Below are 22,550 nucleotides of genomic sequence, written 5' to 3' on the forward strand. Positions count from 1 at the left end.
GCTTGCCTAGCTCCTCATCCGACACCGACTCATTCAGTCATCGGGAATTCATGTTTGTAACGAGTCTATGACAGCACGCTGTAACGGTGCAATGGAGGCACCTAATGTTTTTCGTGCATTGCCCATCAATGAGCTGGGTACAGCACAGCGCGACGAATCGCTGATGCATTCGCCAGCAGACGTACACGCCTCAGAAGAGCGAACCCTGCGGCGAATCCTTCTTCGGCGGCAACGGCTTCACGAACCGGCTGCAATCCAGCTTCGGCCAATGGCTGTTCTGCGCATTGAAACCCAGACGCTTGCGCGCCAGCTTGAAGCGGTTGCTCAATAGCTCCGCATACACGCCCTGGCCGCGCATGCGTGTGCCGAACTGGCTGTCGTAGTCCTTGCCGCCGCGCAGCTGCTGGATGGTGCTCATCACGTGCGCGGCGCGATCGGGATGATGGGTGTCCAACCAATCGCGGAACAGCGGGGCCACTTCCAGTGGCAGGCGCAGCAGCACGTAGCCTGCGGTGCTCGCACCTGCGTCGCGTGCGGCTTCCAGCACGGCTTCCAGCTCGCTGTCGTTGATCCACGGAATCACCGGCGCCACCATCACCCCGACCGGAATGCCGGCTTCATGCAGCCGCTTCATCGCACGCAGCCGTGCGTGCGGTGCCGATGCGCGCGGTTCCAGCTTCGCGGAGAGATGCGGGTCCAGCGAGGTCACCGAGAAATGCACGCTGACCAGGTTCTCCGCCGCCAGCGGTGCGAGCAGATCAATGTCACGCTCGACCAGCGCGTTCTTGGTGATCAGCGAGAACGGATGCTTGGTTTCCAGCATCACCTCGATCAGCTGGCGGGTGAGTTTGAACTTGCGTTCGATCGGCTGGTACGCGTCGGTGTTGATGCCCAGGGCGATCGGCTGCGGTACGTAGCCCGGCTTCGACAGTTCCTTGCGCAGCAACTGCGGCGCATTGGTCTTGGCGAACAGTTTGGTCTCGAAGTCCAGGCCTGGCGACAGGTTCAGATAGGCATGCGAGGGGCGCGCGAAGCAGTAAGAGCAGCCATGCTCACAACCGCGGTACGGATTCACCGATTGGCTGAAGCCGACGTCCGGCGAAGTATTGCGGCTGATGATGCTGCGTGCAGTCTCGGCGCGTACTTCCGTGCGCAGGCGCGGGGCGAGGAATTCCTCGCTCTCGTCCACCGCCCAGCCGTCGTCCACCGCCTCGCTGACGGTGCTTTCAAAGCGCCCGGCAAGGTGGGACGTGGAACCTCGGCCCTTGATCGCGATACCCATTGCGGCAGATTACGCCGCAGCCGTCTCAATGGCTGCGACGGCTGCCTGAAGGGTTCAGGGCAAGTCTGAGCCGAGCGTGGGCTCGGCTCTAAAGTGGATACGGATACCTTTTGTAGAGCCGAGCCTACGCTCGGCTGCAATACATCAAAGCAGCGCCAGGTACCCGCGCACGGTTGCATCCAGCCCGTCATACAGCGCCTCGCCGATCAGCGCATGGCCGATCGACACCTCCAGCACGTCCGGCACGTGGGCCAGGAAATCGCGCAGGTTGTGCTGCGACAGGTCGTGGCCGGCGTTGACGCCCAAGCCCACCGCCTGCGCCCGCCGCGCCGCAGTGGCGAACAGTTCCAGCATCGCCGCAGCGTCGCCAGCCGCGTGCGCTTCGGCGTAGGGGCCGGTATACAGCTCGACACGATCTGCACCGATTTCGGCCGCCTGCTCCAGCAGTGGGTTGCCAGCATCGACGAACAGGCTGACCCGGCAGCCCATCGCCTTCAGTTCGGCCACCAGTGGTCGCAGCCGCTCGGCATCCCGCTCGAAGTCGAAGCCATGGTCGGAGGTGATCTGTCCATCGCCATCCGGCACCAGCGTCGCCTGCGCCGGGCAGGTCTGCGCGCACAGCGGCAGCAGGCCTGGGTAGCCCTCGCGCGGCGGCGCGAATGGATTGCCTTCGATGTTGAATTCCACGCCACGCGCACGGGTCAACGTGGACAGCGCCAACACGTCCTCGGCGGTGATGTGGCGGCGGTCCGGTCGCGGATGCACGGTGATGCCATGCGCGCCCGCATCCAGGCAGGCCTGGGCGGCACGCACCACGTCCGGTTCGGCGCCGCCGCGCGAATTGCGCAGGACGGCGATCTTGTTGACGTTGACGCTGAGCTGGGTCATGGAACGGAACTACTTGGAAAGAGGGGACGGATCGTGGTCGTTGGCGTCGACATTGCGGCGGGCCTGGGCCTGCTCGCGCAGGCGGCGCAGCTCCTCGGCATCGACAAGGGTGGCAGGGTCCCGCTGAAGGTCGCCGAAGCGGGCCACATAGCGTCCGCGTACCCAGGCCAGCAGGAAGGCGAGGGCGGCCAGCAGGCACAGGGTCATCAATGCGGCGCTGGGGGTCTTCAGGGCGAAGGCGAAACAGCCCAGCGCCAGCAGCAGGTACAACCAGTACATAGTCGGGCTCCCCGGATGATCGCCGCAGTGTAGCGCTGCGTCAGAGCAGCGGCGAGGCCAGCCGGGCGAAGGCCTCGGGCAGGCGGTGCAGCCACAGCGAGCGGCCGGCCTGGTCGTGCACGCGGGTGGCGCGGTCGAACTCTGCCTGCAGCAGCCCGGCCAGGGCGGCGACGCGGTCACGGTCGCTGATCATCATCGACAGCTCGAAGTTCAGCCGGAAGCTGCGGTGGTCGAAGTTGGCACTGCCGACGATGCAGACGTCGTCATCAGCGATGAAGGCCTTGGTATGCAGCATGCGCGGGCCGTACTCGTAGATCTTCACCCCGGCGTGCAGCAGTTCGTCGAAATAGGAGCGCGCGGCCTGGGTGACAAACCAGGAGTCGCTCATCTTCGGCACCAGCAGGCGTACGTCCAGTCCCCCCAGTGCCGCCGAGGTCAGCGCCATCCGCGCCGCTTCACCCGGCACGAAATACGGTGTGACCAGCCACACGCGCTCGTGCGCTTCCTGGATCGCCGCCACGTGCAGGCGATGGATCGTTTCCCAGCCCGAGTCCGGGCCGGAGACCAGCACCTGGGCGTTGATCGCACCATCACCGCGCAGCGGCATGTCGGCTGGCCACAGGCGGGCGATGTCCATGCGCGAGGGATCCTGCCCGCTGGCGTAGAGCCAGTCCTCGGCAAATACCAGCTGCAGGCTGCGCACTACATGGCCGCGGATGCGCATGTGCAGGTCGCGGTAGGCATCCGCCCTGCGGCTTTCATCCTCGTCGTCGGTGATGTTGATGCCACCGGTGAACGCCAGCCGGCCGTCGACGATCACCAGCTTGCGATGGGTACGCAGGTTCAACCAGGGGCGCTTGAACGGCTTCAGCAGCTGCCGTGGGTGGAACCAGATCGCTTCACCACCGGCGTCGAGCAGCGGCTGCAGGAAGCGGCGGGGCAGGGCGGAAGAGCCCACGGCGTCGAGCAGCAGGCGAACCTGCACGCCGGCCTGTGCGCGTTCCACCAGCGCGTCACGCAGGGCGGTGCCAGCATGGTCCGGGTTGAAGATGTAGTACTCCAGATGCACGTGGTCGCGTGCCTGTGCGACGGCCTCAAGCAGCGCCGCGTAGGTCGCCGCGCCGTCCACCAGCCATGTCACTTCGGTGGCGCTGCTCGGCGCAAGCCCGGTCGTGGCCTGGGCGATCTTGGCCAGCTCGGTGCAGTCGGCGTCGGGTGGGCAGACGTCGCTGTAGTGCTCCATGCCCGAGCGCGCGCGGCCACGGCGCAGACGCTGCCGCTTCACCTTCTGCGGGCCCAGCAGGTAGTAGATGAACAAGCCGAGGTAGGGCAGCAGCGCCAACGACAGGATCCAGCTCAGCGTGGCGACCGGCTCACGCTTCTGCAGCATGATCCAGCCGGTCAGCGCGAGCAGGTACAGCAGGTAGGCCACCGCCAGGATCGAGCCAAGGTGGGCGATGCCGTCGAGCCAATGACGCAGGGAGTCGAAGAGGGCGAGCATCCGCCGATCATAGCGGTCCAGGCCGGCAGGCATAGAAAAAAACGCCCCTGTCTCCAGGGGCGTCTGCAGTCGCGTCATGACTGTTGTGTTGCGGTGTAGCGATTACTGCTGCACAAAACCGATCTTCTTCATCTGAGCGTTCTTCGCAGCGGCCAGAACCTTGGCCATCACGTCGTACTCGGAATCCGGGCTGGCGTCGATGCGCAGTTCCGGCTGGTTGGTCGGGTCACGCTGGACCTCCTGCTCCATCCGCTGCTGCAGCTCACTGGTGTTGATCGGGCTGTTGTTCCACGAGACCTGGTTGCTGGCGTCGATCTTCAGTTCGATCGGCGGCGGCGGTTCGACCAGCTGCGGCGGTGGGTTGAGCACGCGCTGCGGCAGGTCCACGGCGATCGGGTACGTCATGATCGGCGCGGTCACGATGAAGATGATCAGCAGAACCAGCATCACGTCCACGAGGGGCGTGACGTTGATGTCTGCCATGGGGCCCTTGCCACCACCACTACTGAATGCCATGGCTTATTGCCCCTTTTCTTTGGTCGCGACGAAGCCGACGTCAAGCATGCCCTGCTCCTGCGCGACCTTGGTCAGGTCGTTGATGACACGCATCTTGGTGGTGCGGTCACCACGCAGGTTCAGCGGCGGCTGCGGGGTCTGCTGGGCGGCGGTCGCCAAGCGCGACTCGAGAGTCTGCTTGTTGATTTCTTCGTCGTTCCAGTAGATCGAGCCGTCTTCCTTGACTGCCAGGGTGATCGGTCCGGAACGCTTTTCAGCGTCTTCCGGCTTCTGGATCAGGTTGGCTTCCGGCAGATCCACCTTGACCTTGTGGGACATCAGGGGCGCCGTGATGATGAAGATGATCAGCAGCACCAGCATCACGTCCACGAGGGGCGTAACGTTGATGTCGGCCATGGGGCCGCCGCTGTTACCACTACTGAAAGCCATAACGGGCTCCGTCTAGATCTTGGTGACTACTTACGTTCGTCGCTGGGTGACGCGCGCCGCAATCAGCGGACGCGCGAGCCGGTGGCGAAGAAGTCGTGCAGGTCGTGCGCGAAGGTATCGAACTTGCTGATGGTCGCGCTGTTGATCTTGCTGAAGAAGTTGAAGGCGAACACGGCCGGGATCGCGACGAACAGACCGATCGCGGTCATGATCAGCGCTTCACCCACCGGGCCGGCAACGGCGTCGATCGAAGCGGAGCCGGTGGCACCGATCTTGATCAGCGCGCCGTAGATGCCCCACACGGTACCCAGCAGACCGACGAACGGAGCGGTTGCACCGACGGTGGCCAGCAGGGTCATGCCCGACTGCAGCTTGTTGCTTTCGCGGGTCACGGCCTGACGCAGGGCGCGGTCGACGAACTCCGAACGGCTCAGGTTCTCACCCACGCCGCCGGTGGCGCCGCCTTCAGCGCGCTGGTGGTGGGCAGCCGCCTGGGCAGCGTCCAGGGCGATCTTCGAGAACGGCTCGGAAGCCGGCTGTTCTTCCATCGCACGGATGGCGTCCTGCGCGTTCGGGGTGTCCCAGAACAGGCTGACGACGCGATCGGCGGCGCTCTTCAGGCGGGTAGCACGGAAGATGTTGATGACGGTCCAGTACCAGGACATGGCCGACATGACGACCAGGGTCAGCAGCACGACCCAGGAAACCGCGAAATCACCCGGCTTGGTGGTCATTTCGTGGATCAGGTGCTCGAAGCCCATCTGCGACAGGGCGTTGGACGGATTGCCCCCGGCAGCAGCGGCGATGAAAATTTCCTGCAGCATGACGCTTACCTTTGTTGTGTGTGGTGATAAAGGGTGTAGCTAAGCTAAACAATCGAACCGGGAGCGGGGGTGGCCGGCGGCCACCTGGGCGCATCAGTTCAGCGCAAAGTTGACCGGAACGCGAACGCGACCTGCCGTCTTCTTACCGCCTGCTTCAGCGGCGTTGAAGCGCCACTTGCGAGCCGCTTCCATCGCAGCACGGTCCAGGTCGCGGTTACGGCTGGACTTTTCCACCGTGACATTGGTGACGTTGCCGCTGGCATCGACATCAATGATCAGGATCACTTCGCCCTGGATACCCGCGCGGAAGGCTGCCGGCGGGTAGCGCGGCGGATTCATGGCCTTCGACGAGATGTCCACGCTGGCCTCGATCGAGGTCGGCGGTGCCGGCGGTGCCGGCGGCGACGGCGGGGTGACGATGTCGTTCGGGCGCGGCTCCGGCACGTCCACGACCGGCGCCTGCGGCGGCGGCGGGACCGGCGACGGCTTCGGCGGCGACAGATTCTTCACCGGCGGCGGTGGAGTATCCGTCGGCGGCGGCGGCGGCGGCGGCGGGGGCGGCGGCGGCGGTGCGTCGACGATGGTCACCATGACGTTGCGCTCCTTCTCCGCAACGGCCTTGGGAGCCACGGCGGGAATGAGGAGCATCATGAAGGCGGCCAGATGCAGGGCAATTACAAACGCGATGCCGACGATGCGAGGCCAGCTCAGCCCCTTGTCATCGGGTTGTTCGTACCGGTGAACGACTAGTTGTTCCGTCATGCGCCAAGAGCTCAATAGTGGGGCCGGGATGCCGGGGGCGGAATCCCTGATCAGCGGTGCATGACACCGCAGGAACCTCCAAGCTTATACCAATCCTGAGCGCCTGCGCATCAACTGTGCAGGCATTCAGGCGTTATTCCTACTTACTTCAGGTTGATGATTTTCTTGGCATCAGCCTGGTTCTTCACACCCTTCGCCAGCGCCTGCTGGGCGGCCTGCTTGGCCTCCGGGATACGACCTTCGGCATGCAGGACGCGTGCCAGGTTCAGGTAGGTCTCACCGTCCTTGGACAGCGGGGCAGCCTTCTGCCACGCATCGATCGCCTGCGGCACCTGGTCGGAGTAGTAGTAGGACTGGGCCAGCGCCAGGTAGACCTGGTAATCCGGCTTCAGGATGCCCTTCTGCAACCCTTCGTTGATGACCGCGATGACGTCCTTTTCCTTGTGTTCGGTGTTGGCATAGATCGAGTACAGCTGCTTGTACTCGCGCTCTTCGGTGAGCTGGCCGCTGCTGCGCAGCTTGTCCATCACCGCGGCGGCCTTTTCCATCTGGTCGGCCTGCATGTACATGCTGGCCAGATTCAGCTGGGCCTTCTTGTCGTTCGGGTTCTTGGCGGCCAGAGCCTCGGCTTCCTTCACCGCTTCGCCGGACTGGCCGGCTTCGGCGAGGGCCGCCATCAGCAGCTGGTTCCAGTTGTCCTTCGGTTCCGTGGCACCGGCGATGGCCTGCTTCAGCACCGGGATCGCTTCCTGGTAGCGCTCCAGCTGGTACAGCGCCTGGCCCTTGGCGATCAGCTCTTCCGGCTTGGTCGACTTGCTCTCGGCGAAGTACTTGTCCAGGGTCGCCAGGCCTTCGGCGGTCTGGTCTTCCTGCAGCTGCAACTGGCCCAGCATCAGCATGGACTGGAAGTGGCCGTTGTTGTCCAGGCCGTTGAACTGCAGGACCTGCTTCAGGTAGGCAATGGCAGCCGGGGTATCGTCGGTCTGGTAGGCAGCCTGCGACGCCAGCTGCGCGGCCAGCGACTTGTCATACTCGTTCGCGGCGCTGTCAGCCAGGATCGCGTCGGCCTGCGTGCGCGTCTCCGGGAACTTTTCCTTGTTGTAGCTGTCAATCATTTTCTGAAGCTTGCTGCCCAGCTTGGCCGATGCCTTGACGGTCGGCTCCTGGCGGGTCGCGTTGGGGTACAGCGCTTCGGCCTTGGCCTGCTTGCCGCCGCGGTTGCCACGCTCGGAGGAACGCGAGGATTGCGCGAAGGCATCAGTGACCACGGCGCCGGTCAGGGCGGTCGCGACGAGGACGGAAAGCACAGCTTTGTGGTTACGGAAAATCATCGTTCACCTCGATCGAACCGCCGGATAGCGGCAAAGTCGGACTGTCAGAAAAATCTGAGCCGCCAAACGTATCAGAAACAGATGGCGTGAGAAATCGTTTTATGTGCTGCAATACAGCATAGAACTGCGCACTCATCCGCACTTTGGCCGCAGCCCGGCGGCCTGCGCCTGCTGGTAGACCGGCGTCAGCCCCGGCGCATCGCGCCGCAGTTCCTGGATGCGGTTGGCCGGATCAGGGTGGGTGGACAGCCACTGCGGGCTGCGGCCACCACTGGCAGCCATCATGTTCTGCCACAAATCGACCGCCTGCGCCGGGTTGAAGCCGGCCTGGGCCATCAGTCGCTGGCCGATTACGTCGGCCTCACTCTCCTGGGTGCGCGAGCCGGGCAGCAGGAAGGCCGCCTGCGCGCCCATTCCGCCAAGCTGGTTGACCGTGCTGGCGGCACCTTCACCGTACGCCGCACCGGCCAACGCACCGAGCACGGCCAGTCCGGTCTGTGCGCCCATCTGGCGGGTGATGCGCTCTTCGTGGTGACGGGCAATGACATGCCCGATTTCATGGCCGATTACGGCAGCCAGCTGATCCTGGTTCTTGGCGACGGTGAAGATGCCGGTGTTCACGCCAACCTTGCCACCGGGCAGGGCAAAGGCGTTGGGCTCCTTGTCGACGAACACGGCCGTCTCCCACCGTACGCCACGGTATTGAGGCGGCAGCTGCGCGACCAGAGCGTTGACCACGCACTGCACATAACCGTTCTGGCGGCCGTCGGTGCTGATCTTTTCCTTCTGCTTGGTTTCGGCGAACGCCTGTGCGCCGAGCTGGTCCAGCTGTGCCTGCGACACACCGCCCACCATCTGCCGGCGGCCGGTAGGGGAGGTCGTGGTCGCGCAGGCGCTGACCAGGGTGGTTATGACAAGGGCCAGCAGCAGTTGTTTCATGGGTCCACCCCCGTGTTCATATGCGCAGTGTGTAGCGTAGCGGCTTAATCTTTCGTCAAGCGGACACGGCGTTACGTTGCCCCGAAAAACACAAGCGCGGCAAGCGCCACGCCGTTGTTCAGGGCGTGCGCGGTGATCGCGGCCCAGAGCGTGCCGGTGCGCTGGTACAACCAGCAGAACGCGGCGCCCATGCCGCCATAGACCAGCCACAGCTGTGCGATTTCGGCCGGGCCGTTTGCACTGGTGCCAGGGATTTCATGGATCAGGGCGAAAGCAAGGCTGCTCAGTACAATACCCAGCCACGGGCGCCCCGCCTTCCACAGGCGTCCAAACAGCACGCGGCGGAACAGCAGTTCCTCGTAGGCCGGTGCCAGTACCACCGCGAACAGCATCAGGAACAACGGGAAGCGCGCGATCGCGCTCTGCATCAGCGCCAGGTTGGTGGGGACCGGTTCGATGCCGAACTGCTTGGCCAGGAAGGCGATACCGTTGCTGCCCAGCACGATCAGGGTCGCCACCAGCAGGGTCCAGCCCCAGGTGGAGGGGCGGCGCAGTGCCTGGCGCGACGCATGACGTTCGGCGGCGTTGGCCGGCCGTCGCCAGAAGTACAGCAGCAGCGCGGCGCCGCCGGTGGCAAACAGCGCCATGAGAATCTGCGCAAGTGCGCCGGGCTGGCCCAATGACGCCGCCACCGAACTGGCGTCGGGTGCGCCAGCGCCGGCCTGCGCGGTCGCGTAACCGACCACCACGCCACGGTACAGGCCCCACAGCACGCCGCTGATCAGGCTCAGGCCGAACAACGTGACAGCGGCGATGCCCAGGTCGATGAAGAACCCCGCCAACGGCGAAACCGCACGCGGCGCGACAGAAGACGGCGGAACCGGGGGCGGAGCGGAAACCGGGGCGGATGCGGACATCAGGTACCTGCGTTCAAGAGTCGAAAGCCGGCGCGCCTCCCCGCGCGCCGGCCGTGTCCGGATTGTGTCAGATATCCAGGTTTGCGACCTTCAGCGCATTGTCTTCGATGAAGTCGCGACGCGGTTCGACGACATCGCCCATCAGCGTGCTGAAGATCTGGTCGGCAGCGACAGCGTCTTCGATGCGCACCTGCAGCAGTCGGCGGGTCTCCGGATTCACCGTGGTGTCCCACAGCTGCTCCGGATTCATTTCACCCAGGCCCTTGAATCGCTGGATCTGGCGGCCGCGCTTGGCCTCCTCGAGCAGCCAGTTCTGTGCCTTGGCAAAGCTGTCCACTTCGATCGACTTGGCGCCGCGGGAAATGGTGGCGCCTTCGCGGATCAGGCCGTGCAGCAGCTTCGAGGCCTGATGGATCGCGCGCAGTTCGCCGCTTTCAAACGCCGACATCGGCAGCACCTGGACGTGCTGTTCGCCCATGTGGCGACGGGTCACCAGCACAGCGGCCGGGCGCTCGTCGTTGGCTTCCTGCAGTTCCAGCGTAAAACGCGGGCTGCCCAGGCTGCCCTGGTTGAGCCGCTTGGCAAGTGCATCCAGCCCTTCGCCTTCACCCGCACTGCGCAGGCTCTCCAGGTCCATCGGCACGAAATCGACCAGCGCTTCAAGCAGATTGCGGTCGTAACGATGTGCGTTGCGCTCGATCGAATCCAGCGCGGCCGCGTAGGCCAGAAGCAGCTTCTCCAGCGCAAGGCCTTCGATGCCCGGTTCGCCGGTGGCCGGCACCAGCGTGGCGTTTTCCACCGCGCTGCTGGCCAGGTAGCTGTCCAGCGCCGGGTCGTCCTTCAGGTACAGCTCCTGCTTGCCCTGCTTGATCTTGTACAGCGGCGGCAGGCCGATGTAGACGTAACCGCGCTCGATCAGTTCCGGCATCTGACGGTAGAAGAACGTCAGCAGCAGGGTGCGGATGTGAGCGCCGTCGACGTCGGCGTCGGTCATGATGATGATCTTGTGGTAACGCAGCTTGTCGGGGTTGTACTCGTCGCGGCCGATGCCGGTGCCCAGCGCGGTGATCAGCGTACCGACCTGGTCGGAGGACAGCATGCGGTCGAAACGCGCGCGTTCCACGTTGAGGATCTTGCCGCGCAGCGGCAGCACTGCCTGGTTCTTGCGGTTGCGGCCCTGCTTGGCCGAACCACCTGCCGAGTCACCCTCGACGATGAACAGTTCGGACAGCGCCGGATCCTTTTCCTGGCAGTCGGCCAGCTTGCCCGGCAGGCCGGCGATATCCAGCGCGCCCTTGCGGCGGGTCAGGTCGCGGGCCTTGCGCGCGGCTTCACGCGCGCGCGCGGCGTCGACGATCTTGCCGGCGATCGCCTTGGCTTCGTTGGGGTTTTCCTGCAGGAACTCTTCCAGGCGCGCACCAAAGGCGTTTTCCACCGCCGGACGCACATCGGAACTGACCAGTTTTTCCTTGGTCTGGCTGGAGAAGCTCGGGTCCGGCACCTTCACCGACAGCACCGCGATCATGCCTTCGCGCATGTCGTCGCCGGTCAGGTTGATCTTGGCCTGCTTGGCGATGCCGTTCTGCTCGATGTAGTTGTTGAGCACGCGGGTCAACGCACCGCGGAAACCGGCCAGGTGGGTACCGCCGTCCTTCTGCGGAATGTTGTTGGTGAAGCAGTACATCGTCTCCTGGTAGGAGTCGGTCCACTGCAGCGCCACCTCCACGACGATGCCGTTGTGCTCGCCAGTGACCGAGATGACGTTCGGATGCAGCGGGGTCTTCAGCTGGGCCAGATGCTCCACGAAGCTGCGGATGCCGCCTTCGTAGTGGAAATCATCGCGACGGCCATCACCACGCTCGTCGGCAAGGACGATCTTGACGCCGGAGTTCAGGAACGACAGCTCGCGCAGGCGACGGGCCAGGATGTCGTAGTGGAATTCCACGTTGTCGTGGAAAGCGACGGTCGACGGCCAGAAGCGCACCGTGGTGCCGCGCTTGGTGGTGGTTTCCAGCTTGGCCAGCGCGGTCACGGCGGCGCCGTTGCTGAACTCCTGCTGGTAGTGGAAGCCGTTCTGGAACACATCCACCACCAGCTTCTGCGACAGCGCGTTGACCACGCTGACGCCGACGCCGTGCAGGCCGCCGGAAACCTTGTAGCTGTTGTCGTCGAACTTGCCGCCTGCGTGCAGGACCGTCATCACCACTTCGGCAGCGGACACTTCGCGACCAAGCTTGGCGCTCATCTGCTCGTGCTTGCCGGTCGGAATGCCGCGGCCGTTGTCGGACACGGAGACCGAGCCATCGGCGTGGATGGTCACTGCAACGTGGTCGGCGTGGCCGGCCAGCGCCTCGTCGATCGAGTTGTCGACCACCTCGAACACCATGTGGTGCAGACCGGTACCGTCATGCACGTCACCGATGTACATGCCGGGACGCTTGCGGACAGCCTCCAGGCCTTCCAGGGCCGTAATGCTGTTGGCGTCGTAGTTGCCGTTGTTTGCCGGGGTGTTCTGTTCGTCGCTCATTGCGCTTGCCGTAGGCTCCGCAGGTCGGCCACCGCCGGGAGCGATGTGCCGAGAATGAAAGGATTCCAACCCGAATTATACCAGCCGGGGTCGAGCGGCCCTGGTGTGCCCACTATGGCACAGCCACGATCTGTGCATGTTCCACGTGGAACCGGGCAATATGGGTCAGCTCCTGCAGCGCTGCCGGGGTTTCGGTGGCAGTGACAAAGATCTGTGCCGGTCCGCTGAGCAGGCGCTCCAGTACCCGCGCCTGGTGGGTCCGATCCAGCTCCGAAGCCAGATCGTCGAGGGCAATCACCGGCCACTCGCCGCGCTGCTCTGCGTAGTCCTCGGCCTGTGCCAGCAGGCACGCCAATGCCGTCAGCTTGGCCTGGCCGCGAGAGAGCGCGTCACGACCGGGAATGCTGTGGAAATCCACGCTCCAATCGGCCCGGTGCGGCCCGACCGAGGTGTAACCGGCCTGGCGGTCACGTTCCCGTGCCAGAAGCAGGGCATCGGCCAGAGGAAGCTCATGCCGACGCCACCCCGCACTGAGTTCCAGGCCCTGGATGCCGAGCTGCGGCGCCAGGCTGGCAGCCAGCGCCACGGTGCGCTGCTGCAAGCGCTCCAGGTAGTGCTGGCGACGACTGGTCAGAGGCTCTCCGGCCTCCGCGAGCTCATGATCCCAGGTATCGAGCATCCGTGGCGGCCCGCCTTGCTTGAGCAGGGCGTTGCGCTGCTTCAGCGCACGCGAATAGCGGCGCCACAGGGACAGGAAATCAGGTTCCACGTGGAACAAGCCCCAATCGAGGAAACGGCGACGGGGTTCACCGCCTCCACTGACCAGCGCGTGGCTGCCGGGCTCGAACGTCACGACGGCCAGCGCTGCGCATAGATTGCCCAACTGGGCCACGTCCTCACCGTCCAATCGTCCCTTCCAGTCCTGGCCACTGTGGCGCAGGCCGGCCTTCCGGCGGTGCGGCGGGTGGTTCGCGCGTTGTTCGTCCCATTCGACGAAGATTTCCAGGGCTTCCTGGCCCTGGCGCACCAGACCATCGCGTACCCGGCCTCGGAAGCTCCGCCCATACGCCATCAGATGCAGGGCTTCGAGCACGCTGGTCTTGCCGGCACCGTTGTCACCGGTCAGCAGGTTCAATCCCGGCTGGGGCGACAGGTCCACCGCACTGAAGCGACGCAGTTGATGCAAGGCGAGGCGGCGGATCTGCATGGGGCGCGAAAAACCATCCGCACGAGGCGGTAGAGGGGCAGGGAATCCATCAGCTTACTGCATCGGTCAAGCCGGGCGCGGTGGCAGGCCGGTCGAGCCGAAGGTGCAGCTTCTGCACCCATCGATGGACGCGTTCCACGTGGAATGCGGATGACGCGCTCGCACGTTCCGGGCTGCAAAGGCCCGAAATTTCTTCAAATCTGCGCGAGGTTCCAGCGTCTAGGCCCTCGGATTTCGCCGATTTCGCGAGCACTGCAGGGCCACCCGCTGGACACCTCGCGGGTGGCTCCGACGGATGACCCCGCCGATTCCTTCAAATCTGCGATCCGATGCCTTGGAGGGTTCCACAGATTTCAAGAAATTCAGGACGCTCGTTCCACGCTGTCCACAGCAGGGATGTATGACTTATACACAAGGTATGGGCAATCTGTGGATAAAAAAGCCCTTTTGTTAAGCGCTCAAAACTATCCACAGGTTCCCCCCCAGCCCGAGGACCCTCTATACAGGGGGTTTCAGACTCATAAATTCCTTTAAAAACAAATAGATAATACATTTTTCCACGAAATCTGGCTCTACCATCACCACCACGCTTTAGATTTATACCCAGATTTAGAAGCCAGGATTTCCCAGAATTGCCCCCGAGCCGGTCTGTGGACAGTGCCGTTTGCAGAAGCGGAGGACCTCCTCCAGGAGAGGATCTGCTGCTTCCAGCAGTGAAGATCAGGACAGCGAAGTGGGATATGCGAAGAACTCGCTTCCAGAACCCCAAAACCATGGAGCCCGACGAGCACTGCAAGGCGACCCCCCAGGGTCCTGGATCCTGAGTTGCTTCGAGCAAGCGAGATCGAGTTGGTCTGGAGCCAAGCAGGGCGCGTCCGGACTTTCTCCGATCTGTTTCGACAATGCTCCACGTGGAACATAAAAAAACGCCCGGGAGGTCCCGGGCGCTTCTGGGTTCCACGTGAAACAGCGTTTCCGTCAGAGACGCAGCGGCATCACCACGTGGCGCGACTTCTCGCTGCTGGACTCACGCACCAGCGCCGAGGAGTTGGAGTCGCGCAGCTGGATGATCACTTCCTCGTCGCGCAGGGCGGAGAGGGCATCCAACAGGTAGTTCACATTGAAGCCGATGGCCAGATCGCTGACCGTGGTGTCGGCCTCGATCTCTTCCTGGGCTTCTTCCTGTTCCGGATTGTGCGCGCTGATCTTCAGGTTGCCCGGCGAGACTTCCACGCGAATGCCGCGGTACTTCTCGTTGGACAGGATCGCAGCGCGCTGCAGCGAGGCACGCAGTGCTTCACGATCAACCTTCACTTCGCGGTCGGCGCCGATCGGGATCACCGCTTCGTAGTCCGGGAAACGGCCATCGATCAGCTTCGAAGTGAAGGTGACATCGTCGCGCTTGACGCGGACGTGGCTACGGCCAACTTCCAGCTCGATCTCGCGATCGCCGCTTTCCAGCAGGCGCTGCAGCTCGGTGACGCCCTTGCGCGGCACGATGATCTGGCGCTTGGAACCGCTGGGCTTGGCCAGGTCGGTTTCGCAAAGGGCCAGGCGATGACCGTCGGTGGCGACGGTGCGCAGCGCATCGCCGCGCAGGTCGAACAGCAGGCCGTTGAGGTAGTAGCGCACGTCCTGCTGGGCCATCGCGAACGCGGTGCGCTCGATCAGCTCCTTCAGGGTTGCTTCGCCGATGGCCACGCGCTCGGTGGCTTCCACCTCGTCCACCGACGGGAAGTCATTGGACGGCAGGGTGGCCAGGGTGAAGCGGCTGCGACCGGCCTGCACGGTGATCTTGTCACCGGTCTGCGAGACGGTGATCCGGCTGCCGTCGGGCAGGGCGCGGATGATCTCGAACAGTTTGCGGGCGGGAATGGTGGTTTCGCCGTCCTGGGCATCTTCAACCGCGATCCGCGACACCATCTCCACTTCCAGGTCGGTACCGGTCAGCGACAGCTGGCCGTTCTGCACCTGGACCAGGAAATTGGCCAGAACCGGAAGGGTCTGGCGGCGTTCGACCACGTTGACGACCTGTGCCAACGGCTTGAGAAAGGCTTCGCGCTGCAGTGTGAAACGCATGTGGTTCCGTGCCCCTATGCTTTAAAAAATGTGGAATAAATCAAAAGCTTGGTGGTGCTGGTAGAGACAGAATCGCTGGAAAACAACGCTAAGTCTTTGTAAATAAAAGAGTTTCTGGCCTCGAAACCCTCTGTATTACCGACCCCCAGAGGGTGGGGAAAGCTGTGGATAACTCCAGCGCGATCTCAAACGCCATTTTTATCCACAACGTGTCCCGCGCTTGCTACCGGATTCTGCACCGTTTTGTGCGATGACGCCTCATCGGCATCCGTGCATCATTCGCTCAGCTTCCGGATCAGCTTGTCCCAGTCCTCGCGAAGCTTGCCGTCGGTTTCCATCAGGGTCCGGATCTGGCGGCAGGCATGCAGCACCGTGGTGTGATCGCGACCGGCAAAGGCGTCGCCGATCTCGGGCAGGCTGTGCTCGGTCAGTTCCTTGGTCAGGGCCATGGCGACCTGGCGCGGGCGGGCCAGCGAGCGGGTCCGACGCTTCGACAGCAGATCCTTGATCTGCAGGCCGTAGTAGTCGGCAACGGTTTTCTGGATGTTGGGAATGCTGATCGCCTGCTGCTGGGCGCGCAGCAGGTCGCGCAGGGTTTCCTGGGCGAATTCGGTGGTGATCGCGCGGCCGGTGAAGTTGGCGCGGGCGGTCAGGGTATTGAGCGCACCTTCGAGGTCGCGCACGTTGGAGCGCATCTTCTTGGCGATCAGGAACGCAACATCATCGGGAATCTCGGCGCCACGTTCGCGCGCCTTGGCCAGCACGATCGCGGCGCGGGTCTCGAAGTCCGGCGGTTCGATCGCGACCGACAGGCCCCAGGCAAGCCGCGACTTCAGGCGCGCTTCCAGGCCTTCGACCTCGCGCGGATAGCGGTCGCAGGTCAGGATGATCTGCTGCTTGCCATCGAACAACGCGTTGAAGGTGTGGAAGAACTCTTCCTGGGTGCGGTCCTTGCCGGCGAAGAACTGGATGTCATCGATCAGCAGCGCGTCGACCTGCTGGAACTGGCGCTTGAACTGATCCATGGTCTTTTCCTGCAGGGCCCGGATCATCGCGCTGAAGAACTGTTCCGAACGCAGGTACAGCACCTTCGCGCCCGGATTGGCCTGGCGCATGGCGTTGCCGGCGGCGAACATCAGGTGGGTCTTGCCCAGGCCGGTGCCTCCGTACAGCAGCAGCGGGTTGTGCGCGCGGTCGCCCGGCTTCTGCGCTGCCTGGAAGGCGGCGGCCAGGCCCAGCTGGTTGCTGCGGCCTTCGACGAAGTTGGCGAAGGTGTAGTGATTGTCCAGATTGCCGGCAAACGGCACCTGCGGTTCGCTGGACACAGGCGCCGACGACGTGGAAACCGGCGCGTTCTGCGTCTCCACAGGGCGCGGGCGCGAGCCGATTTCAAGAAAAACGTCGCTGAAACCGGCGAAGTGAGCCAGCAGTTCGCGGATCCGGGCCAGGTACAGCTCGCGGACCTGGTCGACGATGAAGGCATTTGGTGCATACAGCACCAGGCTGTCCACGCGCAGATCGGCCTGCAGCGGCTTCAACCAGGTATGAACGTCTTCCGGCGGGAACTCCGCTTCGAGGCGCTCGAGACTACGGGACCAGGCATCCATCAGCAATAATCGTCCGGTGGCCGGTGCATGGACGCGACAAGGCGCCCAGACACAGGCCGGAAAGGGGGGAAATGGATGGCTCAGACTACCACCGAGCGCCCGCCTTCGGAATGCTTGTCCCCTACTTATTCACAAAAACATCCACAGCTATTGCACAGCCCGGTGAATTCGCGTAGCCCCCAGGGGTTGACGTGAGGGGGGAGACCTCTCTAGAATTTCCGGTTCTTTCCGTCCCATTCATACGAGAGGCCCCCAATGGCCACGAAGCGCACCTACCAGCCCAGCAACCTCAAGCGTAAGCGCGACCACGGCTTCCGTGCCCGTATGAAGACCGCTGACGGCCGCAAGATCCTGTCGCGTCGCCGCGCCAAGGGCCGCAAAGTCCTGAGCGCCTGATTGCCATGCCGCACATCGCGGCAGACGCAATCCCTTCGACAGTGAATACTGCAGACCCGCGCAAGCGATTCCCTCGCTCTGCGCGGGTTCGCACGCGTGCCGAATACTCAACGGTCTTCAACGGCGCCCGCCGTGTGTCCGATCCGCTGATGACCCTGCACTGGCTGCCGGCTGACCGGCCGGCCAGGCTGGGTCTGGCGGTTTCCCGCAAGGTCGATCCGAACGCCGTCGGGCGTAACCGGATCAAGCGCGTCCTGCGCGACATCCTGCGTCAGACACGTACCGACATCCAGCCAGGCGACTTTGTCGTCGTGGCTCGTAGTGCTGCGCGTTCCGCCAGCAACGACGAGATCCGCCAGGCCTTCCTGCGCCTGCTGCGTCGCCTGCGTGCATTGCCCACGCCGGGCGTGGACGGCACAATGCCGCCGCCTGATGGCATCGCAACTCCTTCTTTGACCGAGCCGGCATCGCGTCCCGGCCCCGCCGAGCCTGTCCGCTGATGAACCAGACCCGCGTATTCCTCATTTTTGCCTGGCTGATGGTGGCCGTGCTGCTGTGGATGGAGTGGAGCCGTGAAAAGGCTGCTCCGACCCCGGCACCAACCACCACGTCGGCCCCGGCCGCCGCACAGAGTGTTCCAGGCGCGAACCCCGGCGCCATCCCCAGCGCCCAGGTGCCGGGCGCCCCCGGCCAGGCCGCCGCACAGGCCCAGGCCAGCGCTACCCCGGCCAGCCAGCGCGTGACGGTCACCACCGACGTGCTGCGCCTGGTGCTCGACGGCGGCCGCGTGCTCGACGCCGAGCTGCTGCAGTTCCCGCAGACCAAGGACGAAGGCAGTCCGCCGGTCCGCCTGCTGACCGAAGACCCCGCCCACCCGTACAGCGCGATCAGTGGCTGGGCCAGCGAAGACAAGAACACCCCGGTTCCCGGCGCCGACGGCTTCAAGCTGGTGGGTGACACCACCGACTTCGTGCTGGCCAAGGGCCAGAACGAACTGCAGATCCCGTTCGTGTGGACCGCCGACAACGGCGTGACCATCAAGCGCACCCTGACCGTCTCGCGCAACGAGTACGCCGTGCGCTTCAAGGACGAAGTCAGCAACGCCGGCACCGCGCCGTGGAACGGCTACGTCTACCGCACCCTGGACCGCACCCCGACCATCCTGTCGCGGAGCATGACCAACCCGGATTCCTTCAGCTTCAACGGTGCCACCTGGTACGACAATGACAAGAAGTACCAGCGTCGTGCGTTCAAGGACTACCTGGAAGACGGCACGCTGAACCAGAACATCACCGGCGGCTGGCTGGCGATGCTGCAGCACCACTTCTTCACCGCCTGGATCCCGCAGAAGGACCAGACCGCACACTACGTGCTCTCGCAGGTGGCCGGTCGTGACCTGATCGAAGCGCGTGGCCCGGCCTTCACCGTGGCGCCGGGCCAGTCGACCAGCACCGAAGCCCGCCTGTGGGTCGGCCCGAAGCTGGTCAACCTGATCGCCAAGGAAGATGTGCCGGGCCTGGACCGCGTGGTCGACTACAGCCGCTTCTCGATGATGGCGGTGATCGGCCAGGGCCTGTTCTGGGTGCTCAACCAGGTGCACAAGCTGGTCGGCAACTGGGGCTGGGCGATCGTCGGGCTGGTGGTGCTGCTGAAGCTGGTGCTGTACCCGCTGTCGGCAACCCAGTACAAGAGCGGCGCCAAGATGCGTCGTTTCCAGCCGCGCATCGCGCAGCTGAAGGAACGCTATGGCGATGACCGCCAGAAGTTCCAGACCGCAATGATGGAGCTGTACAAGAAGGAAAAGATCAATCCGATGGGCGGCTGCCTGCCGATCCTCATCCAGATGCCGATCTTCTTCGCCCTGTACTGGGTGCTGGTGGAATCGGTCGAACTGCGCCAGGCGCCCTGGTTCGGCTGGATCCAGGACCTGACCGCACGCGACCCGTACTTCATCCTGCCGGTCATCAACGTGGCAGTGATGTGGTTCACCCAGAAGCTGACCCCGGCACCGGGCATGGACCCGATGCAGCAGAAGATGATGCAGTTCATGCCGCTGGTGTTCGGCGTCATGATGGCCTTCATGCCGTCCGGCCTGGTCCTGTACTGGGTGGTCAACGGCGGCCTGGGCCTGCTGCAGCAGTGGTGGATGACCAAGCGCCATGGCGGCGAGCCGGTCCCGGCCACCACCGCTCCGGCCCCGGTCAAAAGGAAGTAATCCCGACCGCAGGTCACCTGCTTTGTAGAGTCGACTGTTAGTCGACTGGCGGATGAGCAGTCGACCCACAGTCGACTCTACCGCCCCGATCGACGCGAGAAGCCCGCCGCAAGGCGGGCTTTTCGCATGCGGCGGTAGAATCGCCGGCACATCGTCCCTCCCGCCCTCGAGTCCGCCATGCCGCGTGCGTCGTCGTTCCGCCTGTTCCTGCCCTCGCTGTTGTTGACCCTGGTCGTTGCCGGTTGTGGCGACAAGGATGCGAAGGCGCCGGCGACCACCGTCACCCAGGCGAGCGCGCAGGCCGCGGCCGCCGCCGATCCCGCGGCCGCACCGATGCTGGTGGCCCTGCAGAAACAGCTCGACGGTTACCGCCGGATCATCGTGCTGCTGGCAGACGAGGAACAGCAGTCGGCCGCCGACCGCGGCACCTCCACGCGTGTGGGCCAGCAGCTGTTCCACGATGGCCTGGAACAGCGCACGGCGATCGCCGCGCAGTTCGACACCCTGCTGCGCGGCTCCAGCCCGCAGCGCTTCGCCACCCTCGGCACCGTGCTGGACTACATCGAGTCGGCGCCGGAACTGTTCGACGCCGACCGCCTGGCCTTTCGCGAAGTACTGCGTGATCTGCATGAGCGGGTCAGCACCGATTCCTCGCTGCCGGCGGTGAAGCTGCACCAGCGCATCGGCGAGGACCTGGAGGCGCTCGATGAGATCGAGCGCAACTACAACCAGGAACTGACCCGCATCTTCAGCCGCTTCGAGCGCACCCGCGCCATCGCGCTGAAGCGCGAGAAGTGGGAGGACTACATCGCCCACCTGCACAAGGACTACAGCCGCGAAGCGATCCTGCGCGACTACGGCGTGATCGAGCCGTACCCGATGTCGATGAAGGACAGCGACCGCGAGATCTTCGGCCGCGACCTGCCGGCCAAGACCGTGGTGCTGACTTTCGACGACGGTCCGCACAAGGCCTATACCGATGAAGTGGTGGCCATCCTCAAGCGCTATGACGTGCCGGGTGTCTTCTTCGAAGTGGGCCGCAACCTGGGCAAGGTCGAGGCCGACGGCAAGGTCAGCCTCGGCCCGATGGCGAAGATCAGCCGCAACCTGATGGAAGAAGGCTATGCGGTCGGCAACCACAGCCTGACCCACGCCCAACTGTCGCGCACCACCGGTGACGCGCTGCGCCAGCAGGTGCTCGACACCGACACGCTGCTGAAGGATGTCGACAGCAAGCGCGCGCCGCTGTTCCGCTTCCCCTATGGCGCGCGCAACGCCGAAGGCCTGCAGCTGCTCAACGAGGCCGGACTGAAGTCGATCATGTGGAACATCGATTCGATGGACTGGGCCGACCCGGTGCCGGAATCGATCGTGCAGCGCGTGCTGGACCAGGTGAACAAGGAACAGCGCGGCATCATCCTGTTCCACGACATCCACGATCGTGCAGTGAAGGCACTGCCGCAGATCCTCGACCGGCTGATCGCCGATGGCTACCAGTTCGCCGGCTGGAATGGCCGCGACTTCACGGTCGCCCGTGCGCGCAAGGGTGACGCCAGCGCCGCCACCGTCACCACCGGCTACGAGAAGTCGTGGGCGATCGTGGTCGGCATCGACAACTACGGCAAGTGGCCGAAGCTGGAATACGCCAGCCACGACGCGCAGGCGGTGGCCGATACCCTGACCGGGCAGTTCGGCTTCCCGTCCTCGCAGGTGATCGTGCTGAAGAACGAGCAGGCCACCCGAAACAACATCCTGGCCGCCTTCCACGACCGCCTGGCCGATGACCGCACTGGCAGGAACGACCGCGTGTTCGTGTTCTTCGCCGGCCACGGCGCGACCCGCCAGCTCGCCTCAGGGCGCGACCTCGGCTACATCATCCCGGTTGATTCGGACCCGAAGGAATTCGCTACCGATGCCATCGCGATGACCGATATCCAGAACATCGCCGAGAGCATGCAGGCCAAGCACGTGATGTTCGTGATGGATGCCTGCTACAGCGGCCTGGGCCTGACCCGTGGTGGCCCGTCGTCGTCGTCGTTCCTGCGCGAGAATGCCCGCCGCAGCGCGCGGCAGATGCTGACCGCCGGCGGCGCCGACCAGCAGGTGGCCGACGCCGGCCCGAACGGTCACTCGGTGTTTACCTGGGTGCTGCTGCAGGCGCTGGCCGGCAAGGGTGACCTCAACGGCGACGGCCTGATCACCGGTACTGAACTGGCCGCCTACGTGGCGCCGGCCGTCTCGGCCGTTTCGCACCAGACGCCGGCCTTCGGCAGCCTGCCCGGTTCGCAGGGCGGCGAGTTCGTGTTCCAGGTGCCGGACAGCCAGGAATTCCTCAACGCCGATACTCGCCAGCTGACCGCCGATGCAATCGCACTGAACAACAAGGTGGATGCCGCCAGCGAGGCCAAGGGCAGCCAGGCGCCGGTGACGGTGGCTGACCTGCAGGGCGGCAAGGCCAAGCTGGTAGTGCCCTCCGCCGGCCCGGCGTCCGACCGCCAGCGCGCGCAGCAGGCCAACGACCGTGGCCTGCAGCTGTACCGCGAGAAGCAGTACGACGAGGCAGTCGCGCAGTTCACCGAAGCACTGAAGCTGCGTCCGGACTTCGCCCAGGCCGCCAACAACCTCGGCTTCGTCTACTACCGCCAGCAGCGCTATGCCGAAGCGGCGCGCTGGCTGGAGAACACGCTGAAGATCGATCCATCGCGTGCCGTGGCCTATCTCAACCTGGGTGATGCCTACTTCAACGCCGGCGACAAGGCCAAGGCGAAGCAGGCCTACACCACCTACCTGGCGCTGCAACCGCAGGGCAGCGGTGCCGCGCAGGCACGCACGCAGCTGGAGAAGCTCTGAG

Annotated in this window: 19 protein-coding genes; 4 read left to right on the forward strand and 15 right to left on the reverse strand. The window is 64.4% G+C overall.

All coding sequences use genetic code 11. The features are described from left to right. Positions 1–190: 190 nt before the first annotated feature. The 15 genes from VG543_RS10495 to dnaA all read right to left on the reverse strand — a co-directional run bounded on the left by VG543_RS10495 (position 191) and on the right by dnaA (position 17,088). Complete coding sequence (locus VG543_RS10495) at positions 191–1,282, reverse strand: PA0069 family radical SAM protein (RefSeq protein WP_423178951.1); 1,092 nt, start codon at positions 1,280–1,282, stop codon at positions 191–193. A gap of 144 nt (positions 1,283–1,426) precedes the next feature. Continuing rightward, the gene (locus VG543_RS10500) at positions 1,427–2,170 is read right to left on the reverse strand and encodes a pyridoxine 5'-phosphate synthase (RefSeq protein ID WP_423178950.1); all 744 of its coding nucleotides are present in this window, start codon (positions 2,168–2,170) and stop codon (positions 1,427–1,429) included. 9 nt (positions 2,171–2,179) lie between these two features. Next, on the reverse strand, positions 2,180–2,449 hold the full coding sequence (locus tag VG543_RS10505) for a hypothetical protein (RefSeq protein WP_005411742.1): 270 nt from the start codon (positions 2,447–2,449) through the stop codon (positions 2,180–2,182). A gap of 40 nt (positions 2,450–2,489) precedes the next feature. Then, complete coding sequence (gene cls / locus VG543_RS10510) at positions 2,490–3,950, reverse strand: cardiolipin synthase (RefSeq protein WP_423178949.1); 1,461 nt, start codon at positions 3,948–3,950, stop codon at positions 2,490–2,492. 102 nt (positions 3,951–4,052) lie between these two features. Beyond that, positions 4,053–4,466: an ExbD/TolR family protein gene (locus VG543_RS10515; protein WP_005411740.1), complete on the reverse strand. Its 414-nt coding sequence runs from the start codon at positions 4,464–4,466 to the stop codon at positions 4,053–4,055. Positions 4,467–4,469: 3 nt separating this feature from the next. Further along, positions 4,470–4,895, reverse strand: coding sequence for an ExbD/TolR family protein (locus tag VG543_RS10520; protein ID WP_005411739.1), 426 nt, complete (start codon positions 4,893–4,895; stop codon positions 4,470–4,472). A 62-nt stretch (positions 4,896–4,957) separates the two neighbouring features. Beyond that, complete coding sequence (gene exbB, locus VG543_RS10525) at positions 4,958–5,719, reverse strand: TonB-system energizer ExbB (RefSeq protein ID WP_004132614.1); 762 nt, start codon at positions 5,717–5,719, stop codon at positions 4,958–4,960. A 93-nt stretch (positions 5,720–5,812) separates the two neighbouring features. Continuing rightward, positions 5,813–6,481: an energy transducer TonB gene (locus VG543_RS10530; protein WP_010487418.1), complete on the reverse strand. Its 669-nt coding sequence runs from the start codon at positions 6,479–6,481 to the stop codon at positions 5,813–5,815. A 143-nt stretch (positions 6,482–6,624) separates the two neighbouring features. Further along, a complete protein-coding gene (locus VG543_RS10535) occupies positions 6,625–7,812 on the reverse strand; it encodes a tetratricopeptide repeat protein (RefSeq protein ID WP_021204595.1) in 1,188 nt (395 codons plus the stop codon). 132 nt (positions 7,813–7,944) lie between these two features. Next, positions 7,945–8,751 (reverse strand): M48 family metallopeptidase, encoded by an 807-nt coding sequence (locus tag VG543_RS10540; RefSeq protein WP_019658801.1) that lies wholly within the window; start codon positions 8,749–8,751, stop codon positions 7,945–7,947. A 71-nt stretch (positions 8,752–8,822) separates the two neighbouring features. Continuing rightward, the gene (locus tag VG543_RS10545) at positions 8,823–9,668 is read right to left on the reverse strand and encodes a CPBP family intramembrane glutamic endopeptidase (RefSeq protein WP_155028722.1); all 846 of its coding nucleotides are present in this window, start codon (positions 9,666–9,668) and stop codon (positions 8,823–8,825) included. A gap of 67 nt (positions 9,669–9,735) precedes the next feature. Continuing rightward, complete coding sequence (gyrB, locus tag VG543_RS10550; protein WP_019658799.1) at positions 9,736–12,195, reverse strand: DNA topoisomerase (ATP-hydrolyzing) subunit B; 2,460 nt, start codon at positions 12,193–12,195, stop codon at positions 9,736–9,738. Positions 12,196–12,307: 112 nt separating this feature from the next. Continuing rightward, positions 12,308–13,402: a DNA replication/repair protein RecF gene (recF, locus tag VG543_RS10555; protein WP_134732187.1), complete on the reverse strand. Its 1,095-nt coding sequence runs from the start codon at positions 13,400–13,402 to the stop codon at positions 12,308–12,310. Between the two features lie 978 nt (positions 13,403–14,380). Then, positions 14,381–15,481: a DNA polymerase III subunit beta gene (gene dnaN / locus VG543_RS10560; RefSeq protein ID WP_005411731.1), complete on the reverse strand. Its 1,101-nt coding sequence runs from the start codon at positions 15,479–15,481 to the stop codon at positions 14,381–14,383. Between the two features lie 275 nt (positions 15,482–15,756). Then, positions 15,757–17,088 carry a chromosomal replication initiator protein DnaA gene (dnaA, locus tag VG543_RS10565; protein ID WP_019658797.1) on the reverse strand — a complete coding sequence of 444 codons (1,332 nt, stop codon included), beginning with the start codon at positions 17,086–17,088 and terminating at the stop codon, positions 15,757–15,759. A 255-nt stretch (positions 17,089–17,343) separates the two neighbouring features. On the opposite strand from dnaA, the gene rpmH reads away from it, so the two are divergent. The 4 genes from rpmH to VG543_RS10585 all read left to right on the forward strand — a co-directional run bounded on the left by rpmH (position 17,344) and on the right by VG543_RS10585 (position 22,549). Next, positions 17,344–17,484, forward strand: coding sequence for a 50S ribosomal protein L34 (gene rpmH / locus VG543_RS10570; RefSeq protein WP_005411729.1), 141 nt, complete (start codon positions 17,344–17,346; stop codon positions 17,482–17,484). A 5-nt stretch (positions 17,485–17,489) separates the two neighbouring features. Beyond that, the gene (rnpA, locus tag VG543_RS10575) at positions 17,490–17,984 is read left to right on the forward strand and encodes a ribonuclease P protein component (protein ID WP_021203275.1); all 495 of its coding nucleotides are present in this window, start codon (positions 17,490–17,492) and stop codon (positions 17,982–17,984) included. Further along, entirely contained in the window at positions 17,984–19,699 is a 1,716-nt protein-coding gene (yidC, locus tag VG543_RS10580; protein WP_423178948.1) for a membrane protein insertase YidC, read from the forward strand. Before rnpA ends, yidC begins: the two co-directional genes overlap by 1 nt. Before the next feature lie 177 nt (positions 19,700–19,876). Next, complete coding sequence (locus VG543_RS10585; protein ID WP_423178947.1) at positions 19,877–22,549, forward strand: polysaccharide deacetylase family protein; 2,673 nt, start codon at positions 19,877–19,879, stop codon at positions 22,547–22,549. The last annotated feature ends 1 nt before the right edge of the window (position 22,550 follow it).

Origin of the sequence: Stenotrophomonas sp. CASM101, assembly GCF_049384845.1 — a bacterium.
In the GTDB taxonomy this organism is placed as follows: domain Bacteria; phylum Pseudomonadota; class Gammaproteobacteria; order Xanthomonadales; family Xanthomonadaceae; genus Stenotrophomonas; species Stenotrophomonas hibiscicola.